The sequence below is a fragment of the Sphingobium cloacae genome (assembly GCF_002355855.1).
GTDB lineage: Bacteria > Pseudomonadota > Alphaproteobacteria > Sphingomonadales > Sphingomonadaceae > Sphingobium > Sphingobium cloacae.
Genome location: NZ_AP017655.1, coordinates 1,218,452 through 1,229,970 on the forward strand (window position 1 = coordinate 1,218,452; position 11,519 = coordinate 1,229,970).

General features: G+C 62.4%; 14 protein-coding genes and 1 tRNA gene. 9 read left to right on the forward strand and 6 right to left on the reverse strand.

Going from position 1 to position 11,519, the window contains the following annotated elements; genetic code table 11:
- Positions 1 to 85: 85 nt before the first annotated feature.
- The 3 genes from SCLO_RS22845 to SCLO_RS05960 all read right to left on the reverse strand — a co-directional run bounded on the left by SCLO_RS22845 (position 86) and on the right by SCLO_RS05960 (position 2,269).
- A complete protein-coding gene (locus SCLO_RS22845; RefSeq protein WP_123905452.1) occupies positions 86 to 454 on the reverse strand; it encodes a hypothetical protein in 369 nt (122 codons plus the stop codon).
- 207 nt (positions 455 to 661) lie between these two features.
- Positions 662 to 1,422 (reverse strand): IS5 family transposase gene (locus SCLO_RS05955; protein ID WP_096362207.1). Its coding sequence is split into 2 segments (ribosomal slippage): positions 662 to 1,086 and positions 1,086 to 1,422, totalling 762 coding nucleotides; the frame shifts between segments, so codons are not numbered across the junction.
- 86 nt (positions 1,423 to 1,508) lie between these two features.
- A protein-coding gene (locus SCLO_RS05960) for an IS5 family transposase (protein ID WP_407695314.1) occupies positions 1,509 to 2,269 on the reverse strand; the annotation gives its coding sequence in 2 pieces (ribosomal slippage) (positions 1,509 to 1,943 and positions 1,946 to 2,269; 759 coding nt in all).
- Positions 2,270 to 2,584: 315 nt separating this feature from the next.
- Here SCLO_RS05960 and istA point away from each other — a divergent pair.
- From istA to SCLO_RS24380, 7 genes are all read left to right on the forward strand, one after another.
- Positions 2,585 to 4,099: an IS21 family transposase gene (istA, locus tag SCLO_RS05965; RefSeq protein WP_096362065.1), complete on the forward strand. Its 1,515-nt coding sequence runs from the start codon at positions 2,585 to 2,587 to the stop codon at positions 4,097 to 4,099.
- Positions 4,086 to 4,814 carry an IS21-like element helper ATPase IstB gene (istB, locus tag SCLO_RS05970; protein ID WP_096362194.1) on the forward strand — a complete coding sequence of 243 codons (729 nt, stop codon included), beginning with the start codon at positions 4,086 to 4,088 and terminating at the stop codon, positions 4,812 to 4,814. Before istA ends, istB begins: the two co-directional genes overlap by 14 nt.
- A 432-nt stretch (positions 4,815 to 5,246) precedes the next feature.
- A complete protein-coding gene (locus tag SCLO_RS05975) occupies positions 5,247 to 5,657 on the forward strand; it encodes a ribbon-helix-helix domain-containing protein (RefSeq protein ID WP_066521447.1) in 411 nt (136 codons plus the stop codon).
- Positions 5,654 to 5,839 carry a hypothetical protein gene (locus tag SCLO_RS05980; protein WP_066521445.1) on the forward strand — a complete coding sequence of 62 codons (186 nt, stop codon included), beginning with the start codon at positions 5,654 to 5,656 and terminating at the stop codon, positions 5,837 to 5,839. Before SCLO_RS05975 ends, SCLO_RS05980 begins: the two co-directional genes overlap by 4 nt.
- Before the next feature lie 58 nt (positions 5,840 to 5,897).
- Positions 5,898 to 6,182, forward strand: a complete 285-nt coding sequence (locus tag SCLO_RS05985) for a toxin-antitoxin system TumE family protein (protein WP_066521441.1) — start codon at positions 5,898 to 5,900, stop codon at positions 6,180 to 6,182.
- Entirely contained in the window at positions 6,179 to 6,520 is a 342-nt protein-coding gene (locus tag SCLO_RS05990) for an HVO_A0114 family putative DNA-binding protein (protein ID WP_066521438.1), read from the forward strand. The genes SCLO_RS05985 and SCLO_RS05990 overlap by 4 nt, the downstream gene beginning before the upstream one ends.
- Positions 6,521 to 6,549: 29 nt before the next feature.
- The gene (locus SCLO_RS24380) at positions 6,550 to 8,175 is read left to right on the forward strand and encodes a recombinase family protein (RefSeq protein ID WP_083949209.1); all 1,626 of its coding nucleotides are present in this window, start codon (positions 6,550 to 6,552) and stop codon (positions 8,173 to 8,175) included.
- On the opposite strand, the gene SCLO_RS06000 is transcribed toward SCLO_RS24380, so the two are convergent.
- Positions 8,132 to 8,208 (reverse strand) — tRNA-Met (locus SCLO_RS06000). The genes SCLO_RS24380 and SCLO_RS06000 overlap by 44 nt on opposite strands.
- A gap of 212 nt (positions 8,209 to 8,420) precedes the next feature.
- Between SCLO_RS06000 and SCLO_RS06005 the strand changes: the two genes are divergently transcribed.
- Positions 8,421 to 8,744: a hypothetical protein gene (locus tag SCLO_RS06005; protein ID WP_066521428.1), complete on the forward strand. Its 324-nt coding sequence runs from the start codon at positions 8,421 to 8,423 to the stop codon at positions 8,742 to 8,744.
- A gap of 10 nt (positions 8,745 to 8,754) precedes the next feature.
- Here the strand turns inward: SCLO_RS06005 and SCLO_RS06010 are convergent, their stop codons facing one another.
- Both SCLO_RS06010 and SCLO_RS06015 read right to left on the reverse strand, forming a co-directional pair.
- On the reverse strand, positions 8,755 to 9,654 hold the full coding sequence (locus SCLO_RS06010; RefSeq protein ID WP_231923363.1) for a kinase: 900 nt from the start codon (positions 9,652 to 9,654) through the stop codon (positions 8,755 to 8,757).
- Entirely contained in the window at positions 9,641 to 10,849 is a 1,209-nt protein-coding gene (locus tag SCLO_RS06015) for a serine hydrolase domain-containing protein (RefSeq protein WP_066521426.1), read from the reverse strand. Before SCLO_RS06015 ends, SCLO_RS06010 begins: the two co-directional genes overlap by 14 nt.
- A gap of 127 nt (positions 10,850 to 10,976) precedes the next feature.
- On the opposite strand from SCLO_RS06015, the gene SCLO_RS06020 reads away from it, so the two are divergent.
- Positions 10,977 to 11,489, forward strand: coding sequence for an RNA polymerase sigma factor (locus SCLO_RS06020; RefSeq protein WP_066521449.1), 513 nt, complete (start codon positions 10,977 to 10,979; stop codon positions 11,487 to 11,489).
- Positions 11,490 to 11,519: the final 30 nt, after the last annotated feature.

The following is an 11,519-nucleotide window of genomic DNA, read 5'->3' on the forward strand; positions in this document are numbered from 1 at the left end:
AATTCGTTTGATTGTAAAACCTTGGAGATGAACTTGCACAGGCCATCGTAGTCGCCATAGTTGCCTAGATATTGGCTCCCGATAACTATTCGACCATCGGCCTATGATCCACTACGTAGTGAAACGTTCGTAGATTTAGGCTATCCGCATCGATGGTGCCTACTTTCGTATTACGATATTCTTGTCCGTAGTAGGCCCCTTCAAACCGACCAAATATACGGGTAGGAGATATATCTGTCGCTTTTAAAAGCGGAATTATGTCGCCCTGCTTTATTAGATGGATTGCAGATTCATCTTTAAAATCGATAGGATAGGTGTCGCGCAACCTCGCCGCTAACTTCGAAAATTCGTTAGCAGTAAAGCCTGTCTCTTCACTATCCGGCTCTCCGCGTTTTCGTTTAACGAGGTAATGAAATGAAGCAGTGACCTGATTTGCACGCTGTTTCTTGGCCATTCTGTCCCCCCTAAAAGCCCCGTCAGCATAGTTTTTCCGGATCGGGAGACAAGGGCGAAACTAAGAAGCAAAAGAGGTTATGGCGCTGTTGCGTTCTATTATTGGCCCGGTTGTACTCAGCCTTGGTGCCTGTTGCGTATACCCAATGGATATGACCTGTGAAGCGCGATGTATCGCTTCAATGGGGGTTGCTAGCGCGTAGACTCATTACGCCGCGCACCAGATGCGAGCGCAGATGAGCTTGATGGCGGCGAGGAAGTTGGCTGGGTCCTTGTCGTAGCGTGTCGCGATGCCGCGGAACTGTTTGATGCGATTGAAGAAGCGCTCGACGAGGTTTCGCTGTTTGTAGAGCCAGGGCGAGAAGGCGAAGCGTTGTTTGCGGTTTGACCTGTTGGGAATGTTGGCCCAGACGTTCCTTGCTGCAGCGGCATCGCGGATGGCGTTGCTGTCATATCCTTTATCTCCCAGCAGGGTCGCGCCCTCGGGAATGGCTTTGATCAGCGCCTCAGCTTCACAGGCGTCATGGACCTGCCCGCCGGTCAGTCTCAGGCTGACAGGGCGTCCGTGAGCATCGACAAGAGCATGGAGTTTGCTGGTGAGGCCGCCCCGGGAACGTCCCATGCCACGATCGCAACTTCCCCCTTTTTGCCCGTCGCACCATTTTGGTGGACGCGCATGCAGGTGGAATCGATCATTACGAGGTCGCCATCATATCCGGCAGAAACCGCTGCCAGAAGCCGGTCCCAGACCCCGGCTTTGCGCCAGCGGACGAACCGGTTGTAGCAGGTTGTCGAAGGTCCATAGCGCTCGGGCACTTCGGCCCATGTCGCTCCCGTGCGAAAGCGCCACATAATACCGTTGAGCACCCGACGATCATCAACCCGCGCCACACCGCGCGGCTTGTTCGGCAGCAACGGCTCGATAATCGCCCATTCCCGGTCTGTCAGTTCGTACCGCCGCCGTGCCATCAAAACCTCCATGCCGGGAGCCCTATGAATCACGAAAGCCAACAATCCTCAAGGCATTTTATGAGTTTACGGCCTAGGTTGGGGACTCATTTGCTCCACTCTGCGACGACGGCGACGAGAGCGATAGCGGCGAGATAGTTTTGGGCGTGTCGGTCATATCTGGTGGCGATGCGCCGCCAGTTTTTGAGGCGTCCGAAGAGCCTCTCGATGACGTTTCTCCTTCGATAGATACGCCGGTCGAGAGGATATGGTGTTCGGCGCGAAGCAGTTGAAGGGATCACGGCTTTGACGTTTCGGGCGGTCAGCCAGTTGCGCAAGCTGTCGGCGTCATAGGCTTTGTCGGCGAGGAGACGCCTTGGTGGAGCGACCGTACCGAGTAGCGGAATGGCGATGCTGATGTCTGCGATGTTGCCGGGTGTCAGGGTGATGGCGACCGGTCGGCCGCGATCGTCGGCCAGGCAGTGGATCTTGCACGTCCTGCCGCCCCGTGAGCGACCGACCGCTTCTTCATACTCCCCCTTTTTGAGCCTGCCGCCGAACGGTGGGCTTTGACGTGGCTGCTATCTATCGACAGTTCTTTCGGCACAGGCCCCGATGCCGCGACCTTCTCGAAAAGGCGCTGCCAGATGCGCCGCTGAGACCAGCGGTTGTAGCGGTTATAGATCGTTGTGGGCGGCCCATAAGCGGCGGGTACGTCGCGCCAGCGGCAGCCTGTCTTGAGCACGTGCAGGATGCCCGAAATCACCGTTCGATCGTCAACTCTCGGCTTGCCAGCTTTGCCATGCGGCAGATGTGGCTCAATCGCTAACCATGCCTCATCCGACAGCCAAAACAGATGGCGTGACATACTCTCTCCTGCACAAACTCACAGAGACAGGATATTTATCTCATAATATCAAACAGGTGTATAGGTTCTCAACGTAATGCCGCGCGAGCAATGCCGCGCGAGCGGCAGCTATCTCCCCCTCCCGACTCCTAACCAGACATTCCGGGATCGGCCAACTCCTATCAAAACAGGAATCCATGAGGACATTACGGGATCATCAATGAGGATCAGCGTGCAATAGGCACCCCCTTCGTGGGGTGATCGGCGTGCAAAAAGGACCCCTTCATCCCGGGGATTTAGTCGGCCGACTGGTTTTGATCAGTTGGCGAGAACGGGATGTTGATCGTGGAGACAGTGGTTCGGATTCGGCGTGAGCATGCAGGGGGGAAGGCGATCAAGGCGATCGCGCGCGACCTTCGTTTGTCGCGGAAGGTAGTCCGCAAGGCGATCCGGTCGCCGGAGGCGGCGTTCAACTATCAGCGCAAAGTCCAGCCGCTGCCGCGGATCGGTCCTTATCAGGATCGTCTCGATGCGCTGCTTGAGGAGAACGAGGGGCGCGGCCGCCGCGATCGGCTACGGATGACGCGTATCCATGACCTGCTGGTGCGCGAGGGGTTCGATGGATCCTATGATGCGGTGCGCCGCTATGCGGCGCGCTGGCGTGCTGCGCGGCGGAAGGATGCTGGCGAAGGCGCACCGGCGTTCATCCCGATGACCTTCCAGCCGGGTGAGGCCTACCAGTTCGACTGGAGCCACGAGGATGTGGAGATCGCCGGCAAGCCGATGCGGGTGAAGGTGGCGCATATGCGTCTCTGCGACTCGCGCGCACCCTATGTCCGGGCCTATCCGCGCGAGGGCCAGGAGATGCTGTTCGATGCCCATGCCCGGGCGTTCGCGTTCTTCGGCGGTGTGCCGCGACGCGGTATCTACGATAATATGAAGACGGCGGTGACGGCCGTGTTCACCGGCAAGGAGCGTGTGTTCAACCGCCGCTTCCTGATCATGACCGATCATTACATGGTCGAGCCGACCGCCTGCTCGCCGGCGGCGGGATGGGAGAAGGGCCAGGTCGAGCAGCAGGTCCAGACGATCCGAGGCCGCTTCTTCCAGCCGCGACTCCGGTTCGCCAGCCTGGCCGAGCTCAACGGGTGGCTGGAGGCCGAGTGCCGGCGCTGGGCCGAGCATCATGCCCATCCCGAACGCGGGGATATTACCGTCGCCGAGGCGCTGGATATGGAGCGACCGGCCCTGCAGCCGATCCTGGCACCGTTCGACGGCTTCCATGAGAGCGAGCATGCCGTCACCGGCACCTGCCTCATCAGCTTCGATCGCAACCGCTACTCGGTCATGTCGACGGCCGCACGCCGGACCGTTCAGGTGCGCTCCTATGCCGATCGCATCGTCATACGCTGCGGCGATGCGATCGTCGGGGAGCATGAGCGCCACTTCGGTCGGAACCGCACGATATACGATCCCTGGCATTATCTGCCGGTCCTCGCGCACAAGCCCGGCGCGCTGCGTAACGGCGCACCGTTCCAGGACTGGGATCTGCCGCCCGCCCTGCACCGATTACGGCGAAGGCTCGGCACCGGGGACGAGGCCGATCGCAGGTTCGTGCGGGTCCTCTCGGCGGTGCTCACCGATGGCCTGGAGCCGGTAGAGGCTGCCGTGCGCGAAGCGTTGGCGAACGGAACGGCCAGCGACGAGCTGATCCTCAACATCCTCTCCCGGCGCCGCGAGCCGGCGACACCCCACAGCATCGTCACTTCGGAAGACCGGATGCTGCAGCATCCTCCGCTCGCCGACTGTGCCCGCTATGATCTGCTGCGAGGCTATGATGCAGCGGCATGATATGATCGACACGATGCGCGGCCTCGGACTCAAGGGCATGGCGGCGGCGTTCGACGAGGCGGTCACCACCGGCCTCCAGCGCAAGCGCACCACCATGGAGATACTGACCGACCTGCTCCGTGCTGAGGCGACCCACCGGGATGCAGCCTCCATCCGCTATCGGATGACGGCTGCGAGGCTGCCCGTGGTGAAGGACCTGGAGCGGTTCAGCTTCGAGGGCACACCGATCAATGAGGAGATGATCCGCTCCCTTCACGATGGCTCCTTCCTCCCGCCTCGCCGCAATATCGTGCTGGTCGGCGGCACGGGGACAGGCAAGACCCACCTCGCCATCGCGATCACCGCCAATGTCGTGCGAAGGGGCGCTCGCGCCCGCTACTTCAACACCGTCGATCTGGTGACACGCCTCGAAGAGGAGACCCGGATCGGCAAAGGCGGGACCCTGGCGGCGCAGCTGTCGCGGCTCGATCTGATCGTGCTCGACGAGCTTGGATATCTGCCGTTCGCACGCTCGGGAGGGCAGTTGCTGTTCCACCTCATCAGCAAGCTTTATGAGCGCACCAGCGTCATCATCACCACCAACCTTGCCTTCGGCGAGTGGCCTACCGTCTTCGGGGATCCCAAGATGACTACGGCGCTGCTCGACCGCGTCACCCACCACTGCGATATCATCGAGACGGGCAACGACAGCTGGCGCTTCAAAAACCGCAGCTGACCGCTACCTTCGGCGCCTTCAAAAATCTATCTTGCGCTGCGCGCGCCTCCGGTCGGGCTACGCCCGCCCTCCGCCGCACGCAGCGCAAGGCCATCTTCAACAAACCAACATCATATCCGAAAAAGGGGGTCCCTCTTCGACGCCGATCGGGGGTCCCTTTTGAACGCCGTTTGACAATCATCAAGGATCATAGAGGCTATCGGCCCATCATCGCTCCCATGTGATGCTTGCGACTTCCGGGCATGAGGACGGTCAAAGGCACGCGACTCGCATTGTAGAGGCAGGCTGGCTCTTTGATCCACTCCCGTGCCTCCATAGGCAGGAGCGGACCAAAGTGCATCCAGAGCGCAGGAGCGCGCATGTTAGGCATGTAACGCTTCTGCTCGCCCTCATGCGATCATGGCCGCTCCCATGCGAGACAAGGAGTGCGCCATGATCCGGGGCAAGACCCGCCACCAGCTATTCCTGCCCGACGAGATGAGCAAGCGTCTCACCGCCATGGCGAAGAGCCAGAAGCGGGCGCGTTCCGATTTGCTGCTGGAAATGGTCGAAGCCTATCTGAACCGGCGGGCCGCCAATGATGCCGACAGCCTTGAGCGCAAGCTGTCCCGCATCGCCCGCGCGGTCGAGGACGGCAACCGCGAAGCCTTCTTCATCAGCCACAGCCTGCAACGCTTCTTGCGCTTCTACCTGATCCATAGCGCCATGCAGCCCCGCCCCGGCGAGGACGCCATTGCGGCAGGCGAAAAAGCCTATCGCCAGTTCATCGACGCCATAACCCGGATGCTCGCCCAAGGCGTCGCCAATGACAATTCGGCTCCCGGCGCGGAGGATGGGCAATGACTGGCAAACGGCGCTTCCCTTCCGCCGATACCTGCCCGGTCGCGGCCAACGACAATCTCCCGCCCATCAGCAAGGAGGCGCAAGCCGCTATCCTTCGGATTGCGCGCATCATCGGACGCCAGATCGCCCGCGAGGAAATGGCGCGGATGCAGGCGGAGAATGATAATGAGGTTTCCGAATAACCCTTATCAATTGATGGAATAATTGACATCATGACTTATCGCTGGCATAGAATCCATCATGAAGGCTGAACCGCTACTCCATGAGCGTCAGCAGCTAAACGCGGATTCGTTTGTCGAACTTCGGATATGGCGCGTGCCCCAGCCGGTTCCGGGATCGAGACACGACCTCAAATATGCCCTTGCCTATGTGGTGGGCGGCGTTTGCGTGCTACGCTATGACAATGAGGCCGGAAAGGGCGACCACCGGCATATCGGCGCAATCGAGACGGCTTACAGCTTCACGACGCCCGCCGCATTGCTGGCGGACTTCTGGAACGATGTGGACCAATGGAGGCCGGAATGAACACCATCACCCTTTCCGTCGCATCGCGCGAGGATGTGAACCGCCGCGCGCTTGCGGCCTTTGAGGGGAAGCAGCAGGGCGCGCATTTCTCCTTCGCCTCGACGGACCTGCTTTGGCAGACCCTGACACGCAAGCGGTGGGAACTGCTACAGGCCATGACCGGGCAAGGCGCCATGTCGATCCGGGAAGCGGCGCGGCGCGTCGGCCGGGACATGAAGGCGGTGCATGGCGATGTCCACGCCCTTATGAAAGCGGGGCTGATCGACCGCGCCGGACGCGGCGTCATCTTCCCTTATGATGCCGTCCACGTCGATTTCATGCTGACCAAGGCCGCCTGATGACCGCCATGTAAACGGAGATATCCGCCATGACCCGCGTTGCGTTCTATGCCCGCTATTCCTCTGACAATCAGCGGGAAGCCTCGATTGAGGATCAGTTGCGGATATGCCGGGAGCGAGCGCAGCGCGAAGGCTGGCAGATCGTCGAAACCTATACCGATGCCGCGATTTCCGGGGCAAGCATGGCCCTTCGCCCCGGTATCAAGACACTCCTTGCCGACGCGCAAGCTGGCCGCTTCGATATCGTTCTGGCCGAGGCGCTGGACAGGCTCTCGCGCGATCAGGAAGACATTGCCGGTCTGTTCAAACGCCTCCGCTTTGCCGGTATCCAGATCGTCACCCTGTCCGAAGGTGTTGTGGACGAACTGCATGTCGGCCTCAAAGGCACCATGAACGCGCTGTTTCTCCGCGACCTTGCCGCCAAGATCAAGCGCGGGCAAATCGGCCGCATCCTGAAAGGCTATTCGGTCGGCGGCATCTCCTACGGCTATCGCGTCGTGAGGCGGTTCGATGAGCGTGGCGAGCCGATTCGGGGACTTCGGGAGATCGACGAGGAGCAGGCCGAGGTGATCCGCCGCATTTTCCACGAATTCGCTTCGGGGCAATCGGGACGAACGATCGCGGCCGGTCTGAACCGGGACGGCATCCCTTCACCATTTGGCGGAGACTGGTCCTCTTCGACCATCAACGGCAATCTCAAGCGCCGTAGCGGCATCCTCTACAATGAAGCCTATATTGGATTGCTGGTTTTCGACCGTATCCACATGGTCAAAGACCCGGAAACCGGCAAGCGCATTTCCCGCCCCAATCCCCCGGAGACATGGCAGATCGTTGCAGCGCCTCACCTGCGCATCGTCAGCGATGAACTATGGGATGCGGTGCAGGCTCGAAAGAAGCTTTACGGCGGCACCCGGCTGCACGAGCGCCGACGCCCCAGGCATATGTTCTCCGGCCTTGTGAAATGCGGATGCTGCGGCGCATCCTATACGGTCAAGAGCAAGGACCAGCTTGCTTGCGCGGCCCACAGGGAAAAGGGAACCTGCGGCAATGGCCGGACCATTCGCGTCCCCGATCTTGAACGCCGCGTTCTGGACGGCATCAGGCAACGGCTGCTCGCCCCGGATGCCATCGCGGAGTTTCTGGCCGAATATCACGCCGAGCGGAAGCGCCTGACGGCAAAGGTCCGGCAGGAACGGCAGCAGATCGAAAAGAGGCTTGGCGCCATAGAAAGGCAGATCAACAACATCATAGACGCGATTGCCGATGGCGTCGCCACCGCCAGCATGAAATCCCGATTGCTTGAGATCGAGGCGGAAAAGGAAAGCCTGACCGCAAAGCTTGCCGTGCTGACGGAATCGAGCAAGGTCGTGGAACTGCACCCGGCGTCCATCGAAGCCTATCGCCGGAAGGTGACCGAATTGCAGGACGCCCTGGGAACCGATGAAGGCGACCGCCGGGAAGCGGCGAGCGTCATTCGTTCGCTTGTGACCGCCATCGAGGTCATGCCGCGCGAGGGCCGGGGCGAACTTGAACTGAGCGTTCACGGCGCGCTGGCCGAGCTTCTCAACCTGCCCCACCGGAAACCGGGGGAATTGCCTGCGACTGCATTGATGGTAGCGGAGGAGGGACTTGAACCCCCGACACGCGGATTATGATTCCGCTGCTCTAACCAGCTGAGCTACTCCGCCCCATGGGCCTCGCGCGGCGCGTTGCCTCGCGGTGAGGGCGCGCTATACGCAGCGGCGGCGGACCGGTCAACGGGGTTTGGAAGCAGGCCGCGAAATTATCCGATGCCCGCGCGGACTCCGCGCTTTCCCCGATCGGCTTGCCGCGCCGAACCGGATTGGCTCGTCAGCGATCGTCCGTTGCGCTATGGTCGGAAACGAGAGGAGCCGCAAGCATGACGATGATTTCCGATAAGGACAAGAAACTGCATTTCGACCTGACGAATGTCGGCCTCAGGGCACAGGCCACGGCGGCGGGGCTGCTGCAACTCTGCATGGAATTGCGGCGCGTCGACATATTGGACGAAGAGGCCGTGGAGCGGATCAAGGACGCGATAGCCCGGGAAATCGAAATCTCCGCCCCGCGCGTGGTGATTTCGCAGGGCTACCGGCAGGATCTTCGCGGCCGGCTGGACCAATTGTTCGCGGGCGAGCGGGATCTGGGGCCTGCCGAAGGACTGGCTTTCAAGGCGCCGGAGCAGCACGGCGCGCCGGGATAAGGCGGCTTCTTCAGCGCCGGATTTCCATGCTCACCGGCCTTTGCCGGGCATCGATCGCTATGCGCACATCAGCCAGCCGGGGCATTTCGGCGAGCATGTGGCGCGTCAATCTTTCATAATGGTCGATGAAGCGGTCCAACGCGGCCTCGTCCATCACCGCCACGCCCTCCGGACGCCGGGCGGCAAGCTTCGCCTCCTGCCTGCGGCGATGGGCGCGCACATTGTCGAAACCGGGCACCTCCAGCATGACCAGCAGGTCGATGCGGTCGAACAGCCGCGCATAGCCCTGCCTGAGCCGGCGGTTGATTTCGCGCCGCCAGAGGCCCTGCGGGTCTTCCCGTTCCTCCAGCGCGTTGATCGGGGTGCGCAGCGCCTCGTCCGGCATCGGCGCGGCCCCCACGCACCATCCCTCGAACAGGATGATGTCAACGGGGCCCTCCACCCGCTCGCTGCGATCCAGACGGTCGTCCACCGCCTTGTCGAACCGGGGCAGATCGGCGGACCCGCCCGCCAGCAACGCGTCCAGCACCGCCATGCCCAGCGCGACATCATGCGTTCCGGGCACGCCCCGAGTCGCGAACAGCGGATGGACGGAACGCGCCAGCGCCTCCCGCTCCGCCCGTTTGAGATACAGGTCGTCGATCGACAGCAGCGCGACGGACAACCCCTTTTCCTCCAGCAGGGCTTTGAGGAACAGGCAAAGGGTCGATTTGCCGCTGCCCTGCGCGCCGTTCACGCCGACCAGCAGCGGCCGCTTCGTTTCGCTCCGCTTCGCGATATGGTCGGCCAGGACGCGCCAATAGCGTTGGACGATCTCCGCATAGTCGGGCGGCAACCCTTCGCCCGCCATCAGCGCGGCGATGCGGTCCGGCCCCGGCTGCGCCATGCTTCCCGTTTCAGCCATCGCCATCCCCATCCTCCTGTCGCTGCACGAGAGCGCCCGTCACGCCCGCGCGAATTTCGGCGCGGACGGGGTAGGTGCTCGACGGCAGATGCTGGGTCATGAAGACGGCGATCAGCCGCTCGACCGGATCGACGAAGAACCAGGTGGAAAAGATGCCGCCCCAGCTATAGTCCCGCGCTTCCAGCCCCATGGCGAAGCCGAGGCCGAAGCCCACTCCGGCATAGTCCACTTCGCTGAACATGCCCGTCGACAGGCTGGCGAGATCCTGTCCGCCCGGCAGGCGGTTGGTCCGCATCGCTTCCACCGTTTCCGGTTTCAGCAGCCGCGCGCCATCCAGTTCCCCGCCGCGCAGCAACATCCGCGCGAAGCGGTGATAATCCGCCGTGGACGACACCAGCCCGCCCCCGCCCGAGCGCCATGGCAGCGAGCGGCTCCAGTTGCTTCGCGCGCCCCGGTCGCTGAGCGCGATGCCCGCGCCGGTGAACCGCCATGCGTCGGTCAGCCGGTCCACCCGGTCCGCGGGCACGGTGAAGAAACTGTCGGTCATGCCCAGCGGATCGAATATCCGCGCCCGGAACAGGCTTTCCAGGTCCATGCCCGTCAGCCGCTCGGCCACCACGCCCAGCACATCGGTGGAGACGGAATAATTCCAGCTTTCGCCCGGCTGGAACTCCAGCGGGATGTCGGCCAGCGCGGCGATGAAATCGTCGGAGGACCGTTTCTGCTGGAACTCGTCCAGCCCCAGCGCCCGATAGCGCGCATCGATCGGCGTGCGCTGCTGCAAGCCGTAGGTCAGGCCGGACGTATGGCGCAGCAGGTCGATCATCCGCATCGGCCTTTCGAGCGCCCTGCCCTCCAGCCCCACGCGCAGCCGCGCAAATTCGGGGATCACCTCCGTCACCGGATCGTCCAGCCCCACCAGCCCCTGCTCCACCAGCATCATGAAGGCGACGGATGTGACCGGCTTCGTCATGGAGGCGATGCGGAACAGCGCATCGTCGCGCAGCGGTTCGCCCGTCTCCCGCGCGCGCCCGCGGCTGACCGAAAGCACGGTGCGTTCGTCCCGCGAAACGCGCAATTGCATGTGCGGCAGCTTCCCGCCCGCCACATAGGTCCGGTCCAGATACCCGGCCAGCGCGTCGAGCCGGTCCGGGTCCATGCCCGCGTCCCGCGCCGCTTCCCGGTCGGTATATGCTGTCATATGCGCTCCCGCCATGTCGACGGAGCTAGACCAGCGGTGCGGTCAGGTAAACCGTCATCACCTTGCCAAGACCCCGCCCACGCCTCTATTGCAGCGGCTGAACGGCAAGCACTGGACCCTGACAGACATGGCCACGGGCCTTTCCGCGATCTTCCTCCAGAACCGCCCCGCCCTGCTGCGCTTCCTGCGCGGGCGCGGCGCGGGGGAGGATGCGGAGGACATGTTGCAGGACATGTGGATGAAGCTGGAGGCGAAGGATCTGGGCCCGGTCGCCGATCCGCTGCCCTATCTCTACCGCATGGCCAATAATCTGATGCTGGACCGCTACCGTTCCCATATCCGCCGCGAACGGCGCGAGCAGGACTGGGCGGAGGGCGCGGGCGGCGTGATGGCCGATCCGGGCGAGGACATCGCCATCGACGAACGCCTGATCCTGACGCAAAGGCTGGAGGAAGCGCGCGCCGTCTTGCGCGAACTCGGCCCGCGCGTCGAACTGGTGTTCCGCCGCTTCCGCATCGAGGGCGTGGGTCAGCGCCTGATCGCGGAGGAACTGGGCGTCAGCCTCACCACCGTGGAGAAGGATCTGCAAAAGGCCTATCGCGCCATGATCGCGCTCAAGCAAAGGCTGGATACGGAATGAGCGCGGCGGCGGCGTCACAGCCTGCAAGGG

What these genes read in the sequence shown, in the direction of transcription:
- SCLO_RS22845 (WP_123905452.1), bottom strand. Translation starts at nt 454, where the DNA reads ATGGCCAAGAAACAGCGTGCAAATCAGGTCACTGCTTCATTTCATTAC.
- istA (WP_096362065.1), top strand. Translation starts at nt 2,585, where the DNA reads ATGTTGATCGTGGAGACAGTGGTTCGGATTCGGCGTGAGCATGCAGGG.
- istB (WP_096362194.1), top strand. Translation starts at nt 4,086, where the DNA reads ATGCAGCGGCATGATATGATCGACACGATGCGCGGCCTCGGACTCAAG.
- SCLO_RS05975 (WP_066521447.1), top strand. Translation starts at nt 5,247, where the DNA reads ATGATCCGGGGCAAGACCCGCCACCAGCTATTCCTGCCCGACGAGATG.
- SCLO_RS05980 (WP_066521445.1), top strand. Translation starts at nt 5,654, where the DNA reads ATGACTGGCAAACGGCGCTTCCCTTCCGCCGATACCTGCCCGGTCGCG.
- SCLO_RS05985 (WP_066521441.1), top strand. Translation starts at nt 5,898, where the DNA reads ATGAAGGCTGAACCGCTACTCCATGAGCGTCAGCAGCTAAACGCGGAT.
- SCLO_RS05990 (WP_066521438.1), top strand. Translation starts at nt 6,179, where the DNA reads ATGAACACCATCACCCTTTCCGTCGCATCGCGCGAGGATGTGAACCGC.
- SCLO_RS24380 (WP_083949209.1), top strand. Translation starts at nt 6,550, where the DNA reads ATGACCCGCGTTGCGTTCTATGCCCGCTATTCCTCTGACAATCAGCGG.
- SCLO_RS06005 (WP_066521428.1), top strand. Translation starts at nt 8,421, where the DNA reads ATGACGATGATTTCCGATAAGGACAAGAAACTGCATTTCGACCTGACG.
- SCLO_RS06010 (WP_231923363.1), bottom strand. Translation starts at nt 9,654, where the DNA reads ATGGCGATGGCTGAAACGGGAAGCATGGCGCAGCCGGGGCCGGACCGC.
- SCLO_RS06015 (WP_066521426.1), bottom strand. Translation starts at nt 10,849, where the DNA reads ATGACAGCATATACCGACCGGGAAGCGGCGCGGGACGCGGGCATGGAC.
- SCLO_RS06020 (WP_066521449.1), top strand. Translation starts at nt 10,977, where the DNA reads ATGGCCACGGGCCTTTCCGCGATCTTCCTCCAGAACCGCCCCGCCCTG.